The sequence below is a fragment of the Escherichia sp. SCLE84 genome, assembly GCF_012584495.1.
In the GTDB taxonomy this organism is placed as follows: domain Bacteria; phylum Pseudomonadota; class Gammaproteobacteria; order Enterobacterales; family Enterobacteriaceae; genus ECMA0423.
Genome location: NZ_CP051430.1, coordinates 385,269 through 402,755, shown reverse-complemented (window position 1 = coordinate 402,755; position 17,487 = coordinate 385,269). Strand labels below are relative to the sequence as shown.

The 17,487-nt window shown below is 48.1% G+C and carries 22 protein-coding genes; 13 read left to right on the top strand and 9 right to left on the bottom strand.

Translation table 11 applies throughout. The features are described from left to right. Positions 1 to 93 precede the first annotated feature (93 nt). The 3 genes from HGD79_RS02175 (at position 94) to yeaK (ending at position 3,786) form a co-directional block, all read left to right on the top strand. Positions 94 to 1,569 carry a GGDEF domain-containing protein gene (locus tag HGD79_RS02175; protein ID WP_000616433.1) on the top strand — a complete coding sequence of 492 codons (1,476 nt, stop codon included), beginning with the start codon at positions 94 to 96 and terminating at the stop codon, positions 1,567 to 1,569. A gap of 180 nt (positions 1,570 to 1,749) precedes the next feature. Continuing rightward, on the top strand, positions 1,750 to 3,240 hold the full coding sequence (gene dgcJ, locus HGD79_RS02170; protein ID WP_001295489.1) for a diguanylate cyclase DgcJ: 1,491 nt from the start codon (positions 1,750 to 1,752) through the stop codon (positions 3,238 to 3,240). A 42-nt stretch (positions 3,241 to 3,282) separates the two neighbouring features. Further along, a complete protein-coding gene (gene yeaK, locus HGD79_RS02165) occupies positions 3,283 to 3,786 on the top strand; it encodes a mischarged aminoacyl-tRNA deacylase (protein WP_000138052.1) in 504 nt (167 codons plus the stop codon). On the opposite strand, the gene yoaI is transcribed toward yeaK, so the two are convergent. Beyond that, positions 3,787 to 3,891, bottom strand: coding sequence for a small membrane protein YoaI (gene yoaI, locus HGD79_RS02160; RefSeq protein WP_000999630.1), 105 nt, complete (start codon positions 3,889 to 3,891; stop codon positions 3,787 to 3,789). Positions 3,892 to 4,060: 169 nt separating this feature from the next. On the opposite strand from yoaI, the gene HGD79_RS02155 reads away from it, so the two are divergent. Next, positions 4,061 to 4,507: a DUF441 domain-containing protein gene (locus tag HGD79_RS02155; protein ID WP_000460707.1), complete on the top strand. Its 447-nt coding sequence runs from the start codon at positions 4,061 to 4,063 to the stop codon at positions 4,505 to 4,507. Here the strand turns inward: HGD79_RS02155 and nimR are convergent. Beyond that, positions 4,464 to 5,285: a DNA-binding transcriptional regulator NimR gene (gene nimR, locus HGD79_RS02150; RefSeq protein WP_000972252.1), complete on the bottom strand. Its 822-nt coding sequence runs from the start codon at positions 5,283 to 5,285 to the stop codon at positions 4,464 to 4,466. The genes HGD79_RS02155 and nimR overlap by 44 nt on opposite strands. A gap of 96 nt (positions 5,286 to 5,381) precedes the next feature. Here nimR and nimT point away from each other — a divergent pair, with 96 nt between their 5' ends. Continuing rightward, positions 5,382 to 6,563, top strand: a complete 1,182-nt coding sequence (nimT, locus tag HGD79_RS02145) for a 2-nitroimidazole transporter (RefSeq protein WP_000128477.1) — start codon at positions 5,382 to 5,384, stop codon at positions 6,561 to 6,563. Positions 6,564 to 6,617: 54 nt separating this feature from the next. After that, positions 6,618 to 6,965 carry a DUF488 domain-containing protein gene (locus HGD79_RS02140; RefSeq protein WP_001297652.1) on the top strand — a complete coding sequence of 116 codons (348 nt, stop codon included), beginning with the start codon at positions 6,618 to 6,620 and terminating at the stop codon, positions 6,963 to 6,965. A 21-nt stretch (positions 6,966 to 6,986) separates the two neighbouring features. Here HGD79_RS02140 and yoaF read toward each other — a convergent pair whose 3' ends face one another. Continuing rightward, positions 6,987 to 7,241 (bottom strand): DUF333 domain-containing lipoprotein YoaF, encoded by a 255-nt coding sequence (yoaF, locus tag HGD79_RS02135; protein WP_000691903.1) that lies wholly within the window; start codon positions 7,239 to 7,241, stop codon positions 6,987 to 6,989. 182 nt (positions 7,242 to 7,423) lie between these two features. On the opposite strand from yoaF, the gene dgcP reads away from it, so the two are divergent. From dgcP to yoaJ, 3 genes are read left to right on the top strand one after another with little or no spacing between them, the layout of a single operon-like run. After that, on the top strand, positions 7,424 to 8,449 hold the full coding sequence (dgcP, locus tag HGD79_RS02130; RefSeq protein WP_001306169.1) for a diguanylate cyclase DgcP: 1,026 nt from the start codon (positions 7,424 to 7,426) through the stop codon (positions 8,447 to 8,449). Between the two features lie 32 nt (positions 8,450 to 8,481). After that, on the top strand, positions 8,482 to 8,580 hold the full coding sequence (locus HGD79_RS02125; protein ID WP_001219350.1) for a YoaK family small membrane protein: 99 nt from the start codon (positions 8,482 to 8,484) through the stop codon (positions 8,578 to 8,580). Positions 8,581 to 8,582: 2 nt separating this feature from the next. Then, positions 8,583 to 8,657: a protein YoaJ gene (gene yoaJ / locus HGD79_RS02120; RefSeq protein ID WP_001386836.1), complete on the top strand. Its 75-nt coding sequence runs from the start codon at positions 8,583 to 8,585 to the stop codon at positions 8,655 to 8,657. Between the two features lie 58 nt (positions 8,658 to 8,715). On the opposite strand, the gene HGD79_RS02115 is transcribed toward yoaJ, so the two are convergent. Together HGD79_RS02115 and HGD79_RS02110 are read right to left on the bottom strand one after the other, a co-directional pair. Then, positions 8,716 to 8,964 (bottom strand): GlsB/YeaQ/YmgE family stress response membrane protein, encoded by a 249-nt coding sequence (locus HGD79_RS02115; RefSeq protein WP_000512153.1) that lies wholly within the window; start codon positions 8,962 to 8,964, stop codon positions 8,716 to 8,718. A 226-nt stretch (positions 8,965 to 9,190) separates the two neighbouring features. Beyond that, complete coding sequence (locus HGD79_RS02110; protein ID WP_137584614.1) at positions 9,191 to 10,399, bottom strand: RNA-guided endonuclease TnpB family protein; 1,209 nt, start codon at positions 10,397 to 10,399, stop codon at positions 9,191 to 9,193. Positions 10,400 to 10,406: 7 nt separating this feature from the next. Here HGD79_RS02110 and tnpA point away from each other — a divergent pair, with 7 nt between their 5' ends. After that, the gene (gene tnpA, locus HGD79_RS02105) at positions 10,407 to 10,838 is read left to right on the top strand and encodes an IS200/IS605-like element IS609 family transposase (protein WP_024203821.1); all 432 of its coding nucleotides are present in this window, start codon (positions 10,407 to 10,409) and stop codon (positions 10,836 to 10,838) included. A 15-nt stretch (positions 10,839 to 10,853) separates the two neighbouring features. On the opposite strand, the gene HGD79_RS02100 is transcribed toward tnpA, so the two are convergent. From HGD79_RS02100 to dmlR, 4 genes are all read right to left on the bottom strand, one after another. Next, entirely contained in the window at positions 10,854 to 11,042 is a 189-nt protein-coding gene (locus tag HGD79_RS02100) for a DUF1869 domain-containing protein (RefSeq protein WP_000513743.1), read from the bottom strand. 3 nt (positions 11,043 to 11,045) lie between these two features. After that, a complete protein-coding gene (gene yeaR, locus HGD79_RS02095; RefSeq protein WP_088376174.1) occupies positions 11,046 to 11,405 on the bottom strand; it encodes a DUF1971 domain-containing protein YeaR in 360 nt (119 codons plus the stop codon). A 172-nt stretch (positions 11,406 to 11,577) separates the two neighbouring features. Further along, the gene (gene leuE, locus HGD79_RS02090; protein WP_000457202.1) at positions 11,578 to 12,216 is read right to left on the bottom strand and encodes a leucine efflux protein LeuE; all 639 of its coding nucleotides are present in this window, start codon (positions 12,214 to 12,216) and stop codon (positions 11,578 to 11,580) included. Positions 12,217 to 12,342: 126 nt separating this feature from the next. Continuing rightward, positions 12,343 to 13,266: a DNA-binding transcriptional regulator DmlR gene (dmlR, locus tag HGD79_RS02085; protein WP_001061578.1), complete on the bottom strand. Its 924-nt coding sequence runs from the start codon at positions 13,264 to 13,266 to the stop codon at positions 12,343 to 12,345. Positions 13,267 to 13,368: 102 nt separating this feature from the next. Here dmlR and dmlA point away from each other — a divergent pair, with 102 nt between their 5' ends. The 3 genes from dmlA (at position 13,369) to yeaW (ending at position 17,471) form a co-directional block, all read left to right on the top strand. Then, positions 13,369 to 14,454 (top strand): multifunctional D-malate/3-isopropylmalate/tartarate dehydrogenase, encoded by a 1,086-nt coding sequence (gene dmlA / locus HGD79_RS02080; protein ID WP_168848272.1) that lies wholly within the window; start codon positions 13,369 to 13,371, stop codon positions 14,452 to 14,454. A gap of 250 nt (positions 14,455 to 14,704) precedes the next feature. Continuing rightward, complete coding sequence (yeaV, locus tag HGD79_RS02075; RefSeq protein WP_168848271.1) at positions 14,705 to 16,315, top strand: BCCT family transporter YeaV; 1,611 nt, start codon at positions 14,705 to 14,707, stop codon at positions 16,313 to 16,315. A 31-nt stretch (positions 16,316 to 16,346) separates the two neighbouring features. Next, on the top strand, positions 16,347 to 17,471 hold the full coding sequence (gene yeaW, locus HGD79_RS02070; protein WP_139496529.1) for a carnitine monooxygenase, oxygenase subunit YeaW: 1,125 nt from the start codon (positions 16,347 to 16,349) through the stop codon (positions 17,469 to 17,471). Positions 17,472 to 17,487: the final 16 nt, after the last annotated feature.

Here is a 17,487-nt window from a genome sequence, read left to right as displayed (position 1 = left end):
TCTCATTTATTACATACATTAGCTTACAATCGCTTTAAATATGACAGCATAACCTTTACATAATTTAGTTCCAGAAAACAATCATTCGGAAAAATGATTCAGTCAACACGTATTTCCATGGGGTTATTCTTTAAATATTTTTTATCGTTAACGAAAATTGATCCTGGTCAAAACTATATATCTCTGCCATCAATAAAATCCAGCACTCACATTGCTCTCCTTTTTATGGTTTCTATGGGTACACAAAAATTAAAAGCTCAAAGCTTTTTTATTTTCAGTTTATTGCTGACGTTAATTTTATTTTGCATCACCACATTATATAACGAAAACACAAATGTAAAACTCATCCCACAGATGAATTACCTGATGGTTGTTGTGGCTTTGTTTTTCCTTAACGCCGTCATTTTTCTTTTCATGTTAATGAAATATTTCACTAACAAACAAATTTTACCAACACTCATTTTAAGCCTTGCATTTTTAAGTGGCCTTATCTATTTAGTTGAAACCATTGTAATTATCCATAAACCAATTAACGGCAGTACACTGATCCAGACAAAGTCGAATGATGTTTCTATTTTCTATATTTTCCGCCAACTCAGTTTTATTTGTTTAACCTCGCTGGCACTCTTTTGTTATGGAAAAGACAACATCCTTGACAACAATAAGAAAAAAACGGGAATCCTGTTGCTGGCGCTGATTCCTTTTTTAGTTTTTCCCCTTCTGGCACACAATCTGAGCAGTTATAACGCTGACTATTCTTTGTATGTCGTCGACTACTGTCCGGACAACCATACTGCGACCTGGGGAATCAACTATACAAAAATATTGGTTTGTCTGTGGGCATTTTTACTGTTCTTTATTATCATGCGTACACGATTAGCCAGCGAACTATGGCCGTTAATAGCATTATTATGTCTGGCATCGCTATGCTGCAACTTACTTCTACTGACTCTGGATGAGTATAATTACACCATCTGGTATATCAGTCGCGGGATTGAAGTTTCCAGTAAACTGTTTGTTGTGTCTTTTCTGATTTATAACATTTTTCAGGAACTGCAACTCTCCAGCAAACTGGCAGTTCATGATGTGCTGACCAATATTTATAATCGGCGCTACTTTTTCAACAGCGTAGAGTCATTATTGTCGCGACCTGTTGTTAAGGACTTCTGTGTCATGCTGGTTGATATTAATCAGTTCAAACGCATCAATGCCCAATGGGGACATCGTGTGGGTGATAAAGTGCTGGTTTCAATTGTCGATATTATCCAGCAAAGCATCCGCCCTGATGATATTTTAGCGCGACTGGAGGGTGAGGTGTTTGGCTTGCTATTTACCGAACTCAATAGTGCCCAGGCAAAAATCATTGCGGAACGTATGCGTAAAAATGTCGAACTCCTGACCGGCTTTAGTAACAGATATGATGTTCCTGAACAAATGACCATCAGTATTGGCACGGTTTTTTCAACGGGTGACACGCGTAATATCTCGCTTGTCATGACGGAAGCAGATAAAGCCTTACGCGAAGCGAAAAGCGAGGGGGGCAACAAAGTGATTATTCATCATATTTAAGTGCAAAAATATTCAGAGCCATGCTTTTTGCGTGGCTTTTGCATACAATTTATTACTATTACCCCTAAATTTCCCCTCCCCAGCGGCGCAGAGATGAGTATAATTAGCGCCCCTGTGCCAGGCCGCAATCGAACTTTATCTGGTTTTCTCGTTTCACTAACCGAAGGAGTGCCATTTATCATGAAATTGCACCATAGAATGCTCCGGCATTTTATCGCCGCAAGTGTCATTGTGCTGACATCTTCCTTCCTTATTTTTGAACTTGTCGCCAGCGACAGAGCAATGAGTGCCTATCTGCGCTATATCGTGCAGAAAGCAGACTCCTCCTTTCTTTATGATAAGTATCAGAATCAGAGTATTGCCGCGCATGTGATGCGCGCTCTCGCTGCTGAGCAGTCGGAAGTGTCGCCAGAACAGCGGCGCGCCATCTGCGAGGCTTTTGAGTCTGCCAATAATACCCATGGCTTAAACCTGACTGCCCATAAATACCCGGGCTTACGCGGCACACTACAAACCGCATCCACTGACTGCGACACAATTGTGGAAGCTGCAGCACTATTACCCGCTTTTGATCAGGCAGTGGAAGGCAACCGCCACCAGGATGATTACGGTTCAGGTCTTGGGATGGCCGAAGAGAAATTTCACTATTATCTCGATCTCAATGACCGCTATGTCTATTTTTATGAGCCGGTTAATGTTGAATACTTTGCGATGAATAACTGGTCCTTCCTGCAGTCAGGAAGTATTGGTATCGATCGCAAAGATATTGAAAAGGTATTTACCGGGCGTACCGTATTGTCGAGCATTTACCAGGATCAGCGTACTAAACAGAACGTGATGAGTTTGCTGACGCCGGTGTATGTTGCAGGGCAGCTAAAAGGGATTGTGCTGCTGGATATTAACAAAAACAATTTGCGGAATATCTTTTACACTCATGACCGCCCTCTCCTCTGGCGTTTTCTCAATGTCACGCTAACCGATACCGATTCGGGGCGCGACATTATCATCAACCAGAGCGAAGATAATCTGTTCCAGTATGTCAGTTACGTCCATGACTTACCGGGCGGCATTCGTGTCTCGTTATCCATTGATATTCTTTACTTTATCACGTCTTCGTGGAAAAGCGTTCTGTTCTGGATTTTGACGGCGTTAATTTTGCTGAATATGGTGCGGATGCACTTCCGCTTATACCAAAATGTGTCGCGAGAAAATATTAGTGATGCGATGACTGGACTGTATAATCGCAAAATTTTAACCCCTGAACTGGAGCAGCGGTTGCAGAAACTGGTGCAATCCGGTTCTTCGGTGATGTTTATTGCAATTGACATGGACAAGTTAAAGCTAATAAATGACACCCTCGGTCATCAGGAAGGGGATTTAGCGATTACGTTGTTAGCTCAGGCGATTAAACAATCGATTCGTAAAAGTGATTATGCCATCCGACTCGGTGGCGATGAATTCTGCATCATTCTTGTCGATTCGACGCCGCAAATTGCAGCACAACTGCCTGAACGTATCGAAAAACGTCTGCAACATATCGCGCCGCAGAAAGAGATCGGCTTCTCTTCCGGTATTTACGCGATGAAAGAAAACGATACGTTACATGATGCGTATAAAGCTTCCGATGAGCGTTTATATGTCAATAAGCAGAACAAAAACAGCCGTTCATGATAACCTTCTGTGGTTGTTTGCTTGTAATCTCAGGAGCGTGAAATGACTGAAATGGCTAAAGGAAGCGTGACGCATCAGCGGTTAATCGCTTTATTATCACAAGAAGGTGCTAACTTCCGCGTCGTTACCCATGAAGCGGTAGGTAAATGTGAAGCGGTGTCAGAAATTCGTGGCACCGCTTTAGGCCAGGGAGCTAAGGCACTGGTATGTAAAGTCAAAGGCAATGGCGTAAATCAACATGTTCTGGCGATCCTCGCTGCCGATCAACAGGCCGATCTGAGCCAACTCGCCAGCCATATAGGCGGATTACGCGCTTCGTTGGCCAGCCCGGCGGAAGTCGATGAACTCACAGGCTGTGTCTTCGGCGCGATCCCCCCTTTCAGCTTCCATCCAAAACTCAAACTGGTTGCCGACCCTCTACTCTTCGAACGATTTGATGAAATCGCCTTCAATGCAGGGATGCTGGATAAATCCGTTATTTTGAAAACCACGGATTATTTGCGCATTGCGCAACCAGAACTGCTCAATTTCCGCCGCACTGCGTAACTAGCCTGTCCGTTCAATAAGCAGAACGGACAAAACCAGCACAACAGCAATGGCAAAAAACGATGACGTGATAATCAGTGTCTCGACGAACATTTGATCGTTCATAGCATGCCCCCGGGAGATAGCTGTTTTCACGTTATTGTTAGCGTGCACAAATGGCAGTTTGATGACAGTTCGCCTGATTTTTTATGCAAAAAACGTAAAGATTTTCTACTTCCTTCCTGCAGCAAGCGTAAAGTAAGCAGGCTTATTATTTTTTGGCAAGGAAACCACGATGTTTGATGTCACTTTGCTGATCCTGCTCGGGTTAGCTGCGCTGGGCTTTATCAGTCATAACACCACTGTCGCCGTTTCAATTCTGGTGTTGATCATTGTCCGCGTCACACCGTTAAGCACCTTTTTCCCGTGGATTGAAAAACAGGGGCTAAGTATCGGGATAATCATTCTGACGATTGGCGTTATGGCCCCCATCGCCAGCGGGACGCTACCGCCCTCAACCTTGATTCACTCGTTTCTGAACTGGAAATCGCTGGTGGCAATTGCAGTAGGCGTTATTGTCTCCTGGCTGGGTGGGCGCGGCGTGACCTTAATGGGCAGCCAGCCGCAACTGGTCGCCGGGCTGCTGGTAGGCACTGTTTTAGGCGTGGCGCTGTTTCGCGGCGTACCGGTCGGCCCGCTTATTGCCGCGGGTCTTGTTTCGCTGATTGTGGGGAAACAGTAGTTAATCCCGCAATATATCGGCCTGGCGTTTGCCCCAGGCCTTTCTTAAACATAGTAATAAAGGCCGTTGTTGAATCATACCCCAGCGTATGAGCAACTTTCTGTACAGTATCGCCTTTCACTAATCCCTGAAGTGCCATAATCAGCTGTAACTGCTGACGCCACTGGCGAAAACTCAACCCCGTCTCTTTTACTATCAGTCGCGCAAGATTGCGTTCACTCATCGCAAAAAAGCCAGCCCATTGCCCTAATGACCCCCACTCGACGGGCCCTTTCGCCATCATCTCCACCATCGTGCGGATTTTAGGATGAGAAGAAACGGGCAGGTGCAGCTGTTGTTGTGGCTGCTGAGGGAGTTCATCAAACAGGACCTGAATTAATCTGCGGGTCATCGGCTCAGCACGCTGAGTCGTCGTCCTGTTTGCCAGGGTTAAAATCAATTCCCGGCATAAGGGCGATATTTTCAATGTGCAACATGTTGTCGGCATTGTCACTGCGCTGGGTTCGATAAACAGAAAACAGAGTTCAGCGTTAGCTGTCACTTGATTGCTATGTTCCACCCCGCCCGGTATCCAAACCGCATATTGCGGCGGCACCATCCACAAAGCATTTTCCACCGTACAGGTAATTGCACCATGTAATGCTAGTATCAGCTGTCCTTTGCGGTGCTGATGTACAGGACTGGTTAACTCATCCGTTCCGGCGTGAATACAAAATGCGACCGCGGCTTCATGGTGTCGGTCGGGTTCATAGCCATTGAGATTCAACCTGTGCATCATTTTGTCCGAATTTAGCGATAATTTGTCATTTTAGCTTGATTCAACATAACAATAAAAACGGTAAGGTACAGCCTCGTTTGTAACAATGAGAAGCATATGACCTGTTCAACTTCATTAAGCGGCAAAAACAGGATTGTCCTTATCGCTGGCATTCTGATGATTGCCACAACATTACGCGTCACCTTTACCGGCGCAGCGCCGTTACTGGATACGATTCGTTCCGCTTACTCGCTGACGACAGCGCAAACCGGCTTATTAACCACCCTGCCATTATTGGCCTTTGCGCTAATCTCACCTTTGGCTGCCCCGGTGGCGCGACGTTTTGGTATGGAACGTAGCCTGTTTGCCGCGTTACTTTTGATCTGTGCAGGTATCGCAATTCGTTCTCTCCCTTCGCCTTACTTATTATTTGGCGGTACAGCGGTCATTGGCGGTGGGATTGCATTAGGCAATGTCTTACTGCCAGGATTAATTAAACGCGATTTCCCTCATTCCGTCGCCAGACTTACCGGCGCATATTCCCTGACAATGGGAGCTGCAGCGGCACTGGGATCGGCTATGGTCGTGCCGCTGGCTTTGAACGGTTTTGGCTGGCAAGGCGCGTTGTTCATGCTGATGTGTTTTCCTCTGCTGGCTCTTTTTTTATGGCTGCCACAGTGGCGAAGCCAACAACATGCAAATTTGAGTACCTCGCGCGCCTTACATACTCGGGGTATCTGGCGTTCGCCGCTTGCCTGGCAGGTCACATTGTTTCTTGGGATCAACTCACTGGTCTATTACGTGATTATTGGCTGGCTTCCGGCGATCCTCATCAGTCGCGGCTATAGCGAAGCACAGGCGGGTTCACTGCATGGTTTGCTGCAACTAGCCACAGCAGCTCCCGGTTTGCTGATCCCTCTTTTCTTACATCATGTGAAAGATCAGCGTGGTATTGCAGCGTTCGTTGCCTTGATGTGCGCAGTGGGCGCTGTTGGGCTCTGCTTTATGCCAGCGCACGCGATCACCTGGACTCTGCTTTTCGGTTTTGGTTCCGGCGCAACAATGATACTGGGGTTGACGTTCATTGGTCTTCGGGCAAGTTCTGCGCATCAGGCGGCGGCACTCTCGGGGATGGCACAATCCGTCGGGTATTTGCTGGCAGCCTGTGGGCCGCCGCTGATGGGTAAAATACACGATGCTAACGGTGACTGGTCCGTACCACTGATGGGTGTTGCCATACTTTCACTACTGATGGCGATTTTCGGACTTTGCGCCGGGAGAGACAAAGAAATTCGCTAATATCCGGTGCTATAGTGACGTGACAAATCATGCGTGAAAGGGAGAACAAACACGATGAATATTCAGTGCAAACGCGTTTATGATCCGGCTGAACAGAGCGATGGTTATCGCGTACTGGTCGACCGCCTCTGGCCGCGCGGTATCAAAAAAACCGATTTAGCCCTTGATGAGTGGGATAAAGAAATCACGCCGTCAACGGAACTGCGCAAAGCCTTTCACGGCGAAGTCGTCGATTTTGCAACCTTTCGCGAGCAATATCTTGCAGAACTGGCGCAACACGAGCAAGAAGGAAAGCGGCTGGCGGACATCGCCAAAAAACAGCCGCTGACCCTGCTCTACGCAGCAAAAAACACCACGCAGAACCATGCGCTGGTGCTGGCCGACTGGCTACGTAGCTTGTGATTTTAGTACAGCATCCGGCGGTTATTTTTCACCAGCCGGATGGTCCCGTCGCCACAATGCCCATTCATCAATCGTTTCACCGCCCGGTAATTTGCAATTGTTGCTGACCCCTTGCGCTGTCTGCACTGGAATGAGCGTCCCGCCCTTCTGCTGGCAATAGACCGACGCCGGATTTGCCATACCAATCTGCGGCGGTTTAGGTGCTTCTGGCTGAGAAGAGGTTGAACAACCAGCCAGGACCAGCAAGCAAGGCAAAGCAAAACTGATAATTTTCATTTATTGATCTCACACATTTATCTACGCTTAGAGTATCGCGGTATCGTTTTGTTTTGCAGCACTATTTTTATTACATTCACTCAAAACATATTACGTCTTGTTTCATCTTTGTTGATGATGTTTTATCATGCCTGCAAAGATTAAATAATCAGCATTTACCCGCCGTATCCTGGAGTTGTTTCGTGTCAGATCAGATTATCGCCCGCGTCTCGCAATCCCTTGCCAAAGAACAGTCACTGGAAAGTCTGGTCCGACAGCTTCTGGAGATGCTGGAAATGGTCACTGATATGGAATCAACCTACCTGACCAAAGTGGATGTCGAAGCGCGCCTGCAGCATATTATGTTTGCCCGTAACAGCCAGAAAATGCACATCCCGGAGAATTTTACCGTCTCGTGGGATTACTCGTTATGCAAACGCGCTATTGATGAAAACTGCTTTTTCAGCGATGAAGTCCCTGACCGTTGGGGCGACTGTATTGCGGCACGCAATCTTGGAATCACCACATTTCTGAGTACACCAATTCACTTACCGGATGGATCATTCTATGGCACGCTTTGCGCCGCCAGCAGTGAGAAGCGCCAGTGGAGTGAACGCGCGGAACAGGTTTTACAGTTATTCGCCGGACTGATTGCACAATATATTCAAAAAGAGGCGTTGGTTGAACAGCTGCGCGAAGCCAATGCCGCGCTGATTGCGCAATCGTATACCGACTCGTTAACCGGGCTACCGAATCGGCGGGCGATTTTTGAAAATCTGACGACGCTGTTTTCTCTCGCCCGGCATCTTAACCATAAGATAATGATCGCGTTTATCGATCTGGATAACTTCAAATTAATCAATGACCGTTTTGGTCATAATAGTGGCGATCTGTTTCTCATTCAGGTTGGCGAGCGCCTTAATACGCTCCAGCAAAATGGCGAAGTTATTGGTCGTCTCGGCGGTGATGAGTTTTTGGTTGTTTCACTAAACAACGAGAATGCGGATATTTCGTCGCTGCGAGAACGTATTCAACAGCAAATACGTGGAGAATATCACTTAGGTGATGTTGATTTGTATTATCCCGGTGCCAGTCTTGGCATAGTAGAAGTCGATCCTGAAACAACCGATGCAGACAGTGCCCTGCATGCTGCCGATATTGCGATGTATCAGGAGAAAAAACACAAACAGAAAACACCTTTTGTCGCGCATCCAGCGCTACATTCCTGAGGCGTATTCACATCCTTTTGATTGGTGATAACATGCGAATCGGTATTATTTTTCCGGTTGTAATCTTTATTACAGCGGTCGTATTTTTAGCATGGTTTTTTATTGGCGGCTATGCTGCCCCGGGAGCATAAAGATGAAAAAAACAACGATTATTATGATGGGTGTGGCGATTATTGTCGTTCTCGGCACTGAGCTGGGATGGTGGTAACGTCACCTCTAAAAAATAGCAAAGGCTGCCTGTGTGCAGCCTTTGTGCAATTTAAGCGTTAACTTTTAATCTTCCTGTAGATAAATAGCACGACAATCGCACCAATAACGGCAACCACGAAGCTGCCAAAATTGAAGCCATCGACTTTACCAAAGCCAAACAGTGTGCTGATCCATCCGCCGACTACGGCACCGACTATCCCCAGCAGAATAGTCATAAAGAATCCACCACCATCTTTACCTGGCATGATCCACTTCGCCAGAATACCGGCAATAAGCCCAAAAATAATCCATGACAGAATGCCCATTGTTTCCTCACTTATCTGTTTTGCATTAGCGGGTTAGTCGCTGATAAAAAGCATAGCACAACATCGGGAGGGCAAGATTTGTGACGAGCATCACGGAGGATTTTTTTGCGATGGCGCAGAAATTGCGCCATCAACGATCGGTGATAATTACCAACCACAAACATCATGTTCGTTTTCCGTGTCTTGACATCCTCCACGCCCTGAATGACGAGGATCCCTGCTACGTTCAGGCTGTCGCCTGAATCATTTCGGTGGGTTCCTGCTTCAACGAGCGGCCTGACTGCACCATCTCTCCACAGGCAAGAACGGCGTGCCCCGCCGCTAAAATGTTACGAGCGCCGTTTACATCGGCGTTCGCTGTATATCCACATACCTGGCATCTGAATTGACTTTGTGACAGGCGATTTTCTTTCGCTGTATGACCACAGCACGCGCAACGCTGGCTTGTGTACGCTGGCGGAACAGCAAGCACCTGACCGCCACTCCAGAGCTGCTTGTACTCAAGCTGGCGGCGCATTTCATACCAGCCCTGATCCAGTATCGAACGGTTTAAACCTGATTTTGCCCGGACATTGCGCCCCGGCTGGCTGACCGTACCCGCTGCTGACTTTGACATGTTGCTGACCTTCAAATCCTCAATGACTATCATTGCGTGGTTTTTGCTGACGGTCGTTGTGACTTTATGAAGGTAGTCCCTGCGGATATTTGCGATACGGGAATGCAGTCGCTGTATTTTGCGTTTCTGCTTCTGCCAGTTATTGCTGAATTTGACCTTGCGGCTTAACTGTCGCTGAAGTCTCGCCAGCGTCTTCTGGTTTTTCTGAAAACTGTTTACAGGCCCAAAGACTGTGCCATCTGACAGCGTGGCGAGTTTAGCCACGCCAGCATCCAGCCCGATCATTGATGCTGAAGGGTGAACCGGAGTTGATACTTCACTTTCTGTCTGAATACTGATGTACCACTTACCGCAGGACTGGCTGACCGTGACATTTTTCACAACACCCGTGACCTGACGGCTATTCCGGTAGCGCATCCAGCCCAGTTTCGGCAGAAAAATACGGCTGTTTTCCTGATCGAGCTTTACGCCCTGCGGGTAGCGGAATGCATCATTCTGTCCCCGCTTTTTGAATCGGGGAAAAGCAGCCCGCTTCCGGAAGAAGTTTTTGTAAGCCCGCTCAAGGTCTTTCAGTGACTGTTGCAATGGCTGTGAGGGCGAATCTTTAAGCCATTGCGTTTCAGTGGCGTTTTTCCACTCAACCAGCCAGGAAGCCATTTTCCCGTAAGGGATGTATTTATTACCGACCTCATGATTCTCATTCTGACGTGCCAGAGCACGATTGAAAACGAAACGACATGCGCCTGCGAAGCGCCTCATTTCACGCTCCTGTTGACCACCGGGTCTTAACTGGAATTTAAATGCCTGTAATCGTTTCACAGGCCAAATGATACTTTGGTCTGTGAAAAAAGAAACCGATATCCGGCGTGGAAGGCATTGTGTTTTCCTGATGCATGTTCACCTGGTCTTTGTCACCAGATACCGACGTCAGATTTTTGACCATGACGCGACAGAAAAACTACGCACTTACTTTTCAAATGTATGTGCTGATTTTGAAGCTGAACTTGTTGAAATGGATGGCGAACCAGATCACGTCCATTTGTTAATTAACTATCCTCCCAAACTGGCGATATCCAGTCTGGTAAACAGCCTCAAAGGCGTATCGGGTAGGTTACTGCGACGAGATCGACCAGATATTGCAGTCAGGTATTACTACAAAGGCGTTTTGTGGAGTCCTGGCTATTTTGCCAGTAGCTGCGGAGGTGCGCCAATATCCGTCATCCGCCAATACATTGAACAACAGCAAACACCTGGTTAGGTGGAAAACCGCGCCTTATATCCCCGCCCTGAAGGACGGGGTTTTACGGCGCACCGGATAAGAACGCACGGTATTCACCAGATCTTTTATCACTTCAGCCGCCACTTCTGGCACCAGCAAAGTCATCGGCGTCTCTGTTTCATAATCGACAGAAACGCCATTGCTGTTATTGGTGACGGTCACGGTATACGTTGCTTTGCCCATGATTCATTTCCCGTTATGAATGACTTTCCGTTGTTGCGCACCTTCCATCAGGACTTCAGGAGCCACGAAGAAGTCAATGTTGAAATAAGTATCGTCAGTCATGGCTTCAATGTTGTGCCACTTTTCTGGAGGGAACACCGCAAACTGCCCCGCTTCGATAAGGAGCACCTGATCAGGCTCTGCACTGTGTTCATCAGCGTAGCCGAGATATTTGACCGCCCCATGCATAACGGAAAGGCGTGGGTAAACCCCCGGGCGCGTTCCTTTATCAAGATGACGTTCGAATATTCCGGCAGGCGCAGTTTGTTTATTCCAGAAAGGCGTTGAGCGCGTATGAATATAATTCTGTGGGATTTGCAGCATCCTATTCCCTCCTTCGGGGAATGCGCTGAAAACGGTTTATTCCAGCCGTTTCAGGGTACGCCTGATAATTTGCATTTTAAATACCATTTATTGGTTACTTTTTAGCACCATATCAGAGAAAAATCAGGGAGGATTACAAGTGGGAAGCCCGCGACAACGCGGGCTGAATGTATCAGGATTGCAGCGTCGCCAGTCGGGCGGCGAAACCCACGAACATCAAACCAATCAGTGAGTTGCCAACTTTAGCCAGTTTCTTTTTGGTACGTATGTACTGCGTGACAAAAGCACCAGAAATAATCAGGAAGCTCAAATAGCAGAAACTCACCAGTTCCAGCGTCGTCGCCAGAATAAAGAATGAAATTCCCGTATGTGGGGCATTAACATCGATAAACTGTACGAAAAACGACACATAGAACAAAATGGCTTTCGGATTAGTCAGGCTCAAAATTAACGCGCGTTTAAAAATGGCCCCGTATTGGGGCTCATCGGATTTGGCCTCGTTATTTTTACCCTTCAGGGTCGCGTAGAGAATTTTACTCCCCAGATAGAGCAAATAAAACGCACCAAGATAACGTACAATGTTGAATAATATCGGGGTGGTCTTAATTAATGTCGCCACTCCAGCCCATGCCAGAAACATCAATACTGCATCGCCAATAAATACACCGCAGGCCGCAAGATAACCGCCTTTCATACCGCTACTGACGCTATTTTTGAGTACAAACAGGGTATTTGGCCCTGGCACCAACACAATAAAAATGGCCCCAACCAGATAGGTCCAGTAATTCAGAACCCCGTATTCAGCGAACACATTAACCTCTTTAATTATCTTTCGATCATGCGCGATTAAAGGTGAATATGCTAACCAATCTGTAGCGGCTTAGAAAGGAGAAAATCAGGTTTTAACCCGATATCAACCCGATAATTGAATCATTAATCAGGCATGCTCCAGTGAAAAATTCGGGTAGTGCTCGGCAAAATACTGGCGTAAAAATTCTACCGTTATCCGCACTTTCGCTGACGTCGCCAGCCTTGAAACATAAACGGCCCAGACGTTCGCTGGCTGGTAATATTCCGGTAGCACTTGCACTAAATGACCACTGGCAATGTTTTCGCTAACATCCCACCAGGAGCGCAGAGCAATCCCCTGCCCATCGAGACACCACTGATGGACAATTTCTCCATGATTAGACGACAGTGGGCCGGTGACTTTAATCGCATGGTGGCCTTCTTTATTGCGTAATTGCCAGACACCAAAAGGATGATCGCGCTCTTTAATGACCAGGCACGGCAATGCGGAAAGATCGGTTAAATGTTTCGGCGCGCCATGTTGCGCAATAAATTCCGGCGACGCGCAGAGAATGCGGTAATTAGTCGCCAGTTTGCGGGCGATTAAATTAGGGGCGATGTCATCGCCAATGCGAATATCGAGATCAACACCTTCATTGACCAAATCGACCAACCGGTCTTCCACATCAAAACGTAATTCCAGTTGCGGATACGCCTTAGCCAGCGCTGATAACGCCGGAGCCACCACCTGTCGTCCAAAACCAAAGCTGCTGATAATACGCAGCATCCCCTGCGGCACCTGACGCACGTCAGAAAGTTCGTCCATCATCTGACCGACATCCTGCAAAATCCGCTGCGCCCATTCATAAATCCGCTCTCCTTCTTCGGTAATGGTGACGCGGCGGGTGGTGCGGTGTAACAACACCACGTTTAGCGTTTGCTCCAGCAAGGCGATGCGCTTGCTGACGAACGCCGGTGAAACGCCCAGTTCTTCCGCCACGGCGGCAAAACCAGCCCGACGAGCCACCAGCATAAAGACGCGCAAATCATTCAGCAGCGGTAAATTATTCATGATTCGTGTTTTATGTTTCACCAGTTACGGGGATTAATTCCTTTTCAGTCAATTATAGGATGGTGATGTTGTCAATTTTGATGGTCAGGAAGTGAGAACCCAATGATGAAAACGATGCGTATTGCTGCGATCCCGGGAGACGGGATTGGCAAAGAAGTCCTTCCTGAAGGGATTCGCGTGTTACAGGCTGCCGCTGAGCGCTGGGGCTTCGCCTTGAGTTTTGAGCAAATGGAGTGGGCGAGCTGCGAGTATTACAGCCATCACGGTAAAATGATGCCGGACGACTGGCATGAGCAACTTAGCCGTTTCGACGCCATCTATTTTGGTGCCGTCGGCTGGCCGGACACCGTTCCTGACCATATTTCGTTGTGGGGTTCGCTGCTGAAATTTCGTCGTGAATTCGACCAGTACGTCAACCTGCGCCCGGTTCGTCTCTTTCCTGGCGTTCCCTGCCCGCTGGCGGGAAAACAGCCTGGCGACATCGATTTTTACGTGGTCAGGGAAAACACCGAAGGCGAATATTCCTCGCTCGGCGGTAGAGTGAATGAAGGTACAGAGCATGAAGTCGTCATTCAGGAATCGGTATTTACGCGTCGTGGTGTCGATCGCATTTTGCGTTATGCCTTCGAACTTGCGCAAAGCCGCCCACGTAAGACGCTAACTTCTGCCACTAAATCAAACGGTTTAGCCATCAGCATGCCGTACTGGGATGAGCGAGTGGAAGCAATGGCCGAGAATTACCCGGAGATCCGCTGGGACAAGCAGCATATTGATATTCTCTGCGCGCGTTTTGTGATACAGCCGGAACGCTTCGATGTGGTGGTGGCGTCCAATTTATTTGGCGATATCCTTTCCGATCTTGGCCCGGCCTGCACCGGCACCATTGGCATTGCCCCATCCGCCAACCTGAATCCGGAACGCACTTTCCCGTCGCTCTTCGAGCCAGTCCACGGTTCCGCGCCGGATATCTACGGGAAAAACATTGCTAACCCTATCGCCACGATTTGGGCCGGTGCAATGATGCTCGATTTTCTTGGCAATGGCGATGAGCGTTTCCAGCAAGCGCATAACGGTATTCTGGCAGCAATTGAAGAAGTGATTGCTCACGGGCCGAAAACACCTGATATGAAAGGCAATGCCACCACGCCACAGGTTGCCGACGCGATTTGCAAAATTATTTTGCGTTAAGGTCAAACCAGTTTATTTGAACCGCGTCACTGACGCGGTTTTTTTATTCGTTCTTTGCAGTAAATAACCTGCGTCATTTCACCTTTTATTGTTTCCGTTTCGTGTTTTATGGCTTTCCGTATTCTTAATTGTTTAATTTATGTAACATGCAAATAATCAATTTGTTAAACACAACATACAACTCATTACCCTGCAAATAATTACAACTGGCAAAAGCCAGAGACGGGCTTTTATGCCCAGGAGATGACTCATGATGAGCAATGTTAAGAAAAAAGATGTGCCGCTGATAAGCATCAGCCTGGTGGCCATTCTTTTCATCGCAGCTGCATTAAGCCTTTTCCCACAACAATCGGCCGACGCGGCCAACGCAATATACACTTTTGTTACGCGTACGTTAGGTTCCGCCGTACAGGTATTGGTTTTGCTGGCAATGGGACTGGTGATTTATTTAGCCACCAGTAAATACGGCAATATTCGTCTTGGCGAAGGAAAACCGGAATACAGCACGCTCTCCTACCTGTTTATGTTTATTTGTGCCGGTTTAGGTTCTTCTACGCTTTATTGGGGGGTTGCTGAATGGGCCTATTATTATCAAACGCCTGGATTAAATATCGCACCGCGTTCACAACAGGCACTCGAATTTAGCGTCCCTTACTCCTTCTTCCACTGGGGCATCAGCGCCTGGGCAACTTATACGCTGGCCTCATTAATCATGGCTTATCACTTTCATGTGCGTAAAAACAAAGGTCTGAGTCTTTCCGGCATTATTGCCGCGATTACCGGCGTTCGCCCGCAAGGCCCATGGGGAAAACTGGTTGATTTGATGTTCCTGATCGCCACTGTCGGCGCACTGACTATTTCCCTTGTTGTCACCGCAGCAACCTTTACTCGTGGACTTTCCGCGCTGACCGGTTTACCCGATAACTTCACCGTGCAGGCATTTGTGATCCTGCTTTCCGGCGGCATTTTTTGCCTAAGCTCGTGGATTGGTATCAACAACGGTTTGCAACGTCTGAGCAAAATGGTTGGCTGGGGCGCGTTCCTGCTGCCATTACTGGTGCTGATTGTCGGCCCAACCGAATTTATTACCAACAGCATCATCAATGCCATCGGTCTGACCACGCAAAACTTCCTGCAAATGAGCTTATTCACCGATCCGCTTGGCGATGGTTCATTTACCCGCAACTGGACCGTTTTCTACTGGCTGTGGTGGATCTCATACACCCCTGGCGTAGCAATGTTTGTCACCCGCGTTTCCCGCGGTCGTAAGATTAAAGAAGTTATCTGGGGACTGATCCTCGGCAGCACCGTCGGTTGCTGGTTCTTCTTCGGCGTAATGGAAAGCTATGCCATTCATCAGTTTATCAATGGCGTAATCAACGTCCCACAGGTGCTGGAAACACTGGGCGGCGAAACAGCTGTACAGCAAGTTCTGATGTCGTTGCCAGCCGGTAAATTGTTCCTCGCCGCATACCTGGGCGTGATGATTATTTTCCTTGCCTCGCATATGGATGCGGTGGCCTACACCATGGCTGCGACCAGTACGCGTAATCTCCAGGAAGGTGACGATCCTGACCGTGGGCTGCGTCTTTTCTGGTGCGTGGTGATCACTCTGATCCCGCTTTCCATCTTGTTTACCGGTGCTTCGCTGGAAACGATGAAAACCACCGTCGTGCTCACAGCCCTTCCCTTCCTCGTCATTTTACTGGTGAAAGTCGGCGGATTTATTCGCTGGCTGAAACAGGATTACGCCGACATTCCGGCTCATCAAGTTGAACATTATCTCCCGCAGACACCGGTTGAAGCCCTGGAAAAAACGCCAGTGCTCCCTGCGGGAACCGTATTCAAAGGCGACAACTGAGCGCCATCATCCTAACGATAAAGGTATCCCTATGAGCAATCTGAGCCCTGACTTTGTACTACCCGAAAATTTTTGCGCTAACCCGCAAGAGGCGTGGACCATTCCTGCCCGTTTTTATACCGATCAGAACGCGTTTGAACACGAAAAAGAGAACGTCTTCGCCAAAAGCTGGATTTGCGTCGCTCACAGCAGCGAACTGGCGAATGCCAATGATTATGTGACGCGTGAGATCATTGGCGAAAGCATCGTGCTGGTACGCGGTCGTGATAAGGTTTTGCGCGCGTTCTATAACGTGTGTCCGCACCGTGGTCATCAGTTGTTGAGCGGTGAAGGAAAAGCAAAAAATGTGATTACCTGCCCGTATCACGCATGGGCATTCAAACTCGATGGCAATCTGGCCCATGCACGTAACTGCGAAAACGTCGCCAATTTCGATAGCGACAAAGCGCAACTGGTTCCGGTGCGTCTGGAAGAATATGCCGGATTCGTCTTCATCAACATGGACCCCAACGCCACCAGCGTAGAAGATCAGTTACCCGGTCTGGGCGCGAAAGTGCTGGAAGCCTGCCCGGAAGTCCACGATCTGAAACTGGCGGCCCGCTTTACCACCCGCACGCCTGCCAACTGGAAGAACATTGTCGATAACTATCTCGAGTGCTATCACTGTGGTCCGGCGCATCCAGGTTTCTCCGACTCCGTACAGGTTGATTGTTACTGGCACACCATGCACGGTAACTGGACGCTGCAATACGGTTTCGCCAAACCGTCCGAACAGTCGTTTAAATTTGAAGAGGGTACGGATGCGGCATTCCACGGTTTCTGGCTGTGGCCGTGCACGATGCTGAACGTCACCCCGATCAAAGGGATGATGACGGTCATTTATGAATTCCCGGTGGATTCTGAAACTACCCTGCAAAACTACGATATTTACTTCACCAATGAAGAGTTAACCGACGAGCAAAAATCGCTGATTGAGTGGTATCGCGATGTGTTCCGTCCGGAAGATTTACGTCTGGTTGAAAGCGTACAGAAAGGGCTGAAATCGCGTGGCTATCGTGGTCAGGGGCGCATCATGGCCGACAGTAGCGGTAGTGGCATTTCCGAACATGGTATCGCCCATTTCCATAATCTGCTGGCGCAGGTGTTTAAGGACTAATGACATCGGCGGCGGT

Bases quoted from the DNA above. Each gene is read 5' to 3' on its own strand.
- HGD79_RS02175 (WP_000616433.1), top strand. From the start codon at position 94: ATGATTCAGTCAACACGTATTTCCATGGGGTTATTCTTTAAATATTTT.
- dgcJ (WP_001295489.1), top strand. From the start codon at position 1,750: ATGAAATTGCACCATAGAATGCTCCGGCATTTTATCGCCGCAAGTGTC.
- yeaK (WP_000138052.1), top strand. From the start codon at position 3,283: ATGACTGAAATGGCTAAAGGAAGCGTGACGCATCAGCGGTTAATCGCT.
- yoaI (WP_000999630.1), bottom strand. From the start codon at position 3,891: ATGAACGATCAAATGTTCGTCGAGACACTGATTATCACGTCATCGTTT.
- HGD79_RS02155 (WP_000460707.1), top strand. From the start codon at position 4,061: ATGTTTGATGTCACTTTGCTGATCCTGCTCGGGTTAGCTGCGCTGGGC.
- nimR (WP_000972252.1), bottom strand. From the start codon at position 5,285: ATGATGCACAGGTTGAATCTCAATGGCTATGAACCCGACCGACACCAT.
- nimT (WP_000128477.1), top strand. From the start codon at position 5,382: ATGACCTGTTCAACTTCATTAAGCGGCAAAAACAGGATTGTCCTTATC.
- HGD79_RS02140 (WP_001297652.1), top strand. From the start codon at position 6,618: ATGAATATTCAGTGCAAACGCGTTTATGATCCGGCTGAACAGAGCGAT.
- yoaF (WP_000691903.1), bottom strand. From the start codon at position 7,241: ATGAAAATTATCAGTTTTGCTTTGCCTTGCTTGCTGGTCCTGGCTGGT.
- HGD79_RS02125 (WP_001219350.1), top strand. From the start codon at position 8,482: ATGCGAATCGGTATTATTTTTCCGGTTGTAATCTTTATTACAGCGGTC.
- HGD79_RS02115 (WP_000512153.1), bottom strand. From the start codon at position 8,964: ATGGGCATTCTGTCATGGATTATTTTTGGGCTTATTGCCGGTATTCTG.
- tnpA (WP_024203821.1), top strand. From the start codon at position 10,407: ATGATACTTTGGTCTGTGAAAAAAGAAACCGATATCCGGCGTGGAAGG.
- HGD79_RS02100 (WP_000513743.1), bottom strand. From the start codon at position 11,042: ATGGGCAAAGCAACGTATACCGTGACCGTCACCAATAACAGCAATGGC.
- yeaR (WP_088376174.1), bottom strand. From the start codon at position 11,405: ATGCTGCAAATCCCACAGAATTATATTCATACGCGCTCAACGCCTTTC.
- dmlR (WP_001061578.1), bottom strand. From the start codon at position 13,266: ATGAATAATTTACCGCTGCTGAATGATTTGCGCGTCTTTATGCTGGTG.
- dmlA (WP_168848272.1), top strand. From the start codon at position 13,369: ATGATGAAAACGATGCGTATTGCTGCGATCCCGGGAGACGGGATTGGC.
- yeaV (WP_168848271.1), top strand. From the start codon at position 14,705: ATGATGAGCAATGTTAAGAAAAAAGATGTGCCGCTGATAAGCATCAGC.
- yeaW (WP_139496529.1), top strand. From the start codon at position 16,347: ATGAGCAATCTGAGCCCTGACTTTGTACTACCCGAAAATTTTTGCGCT.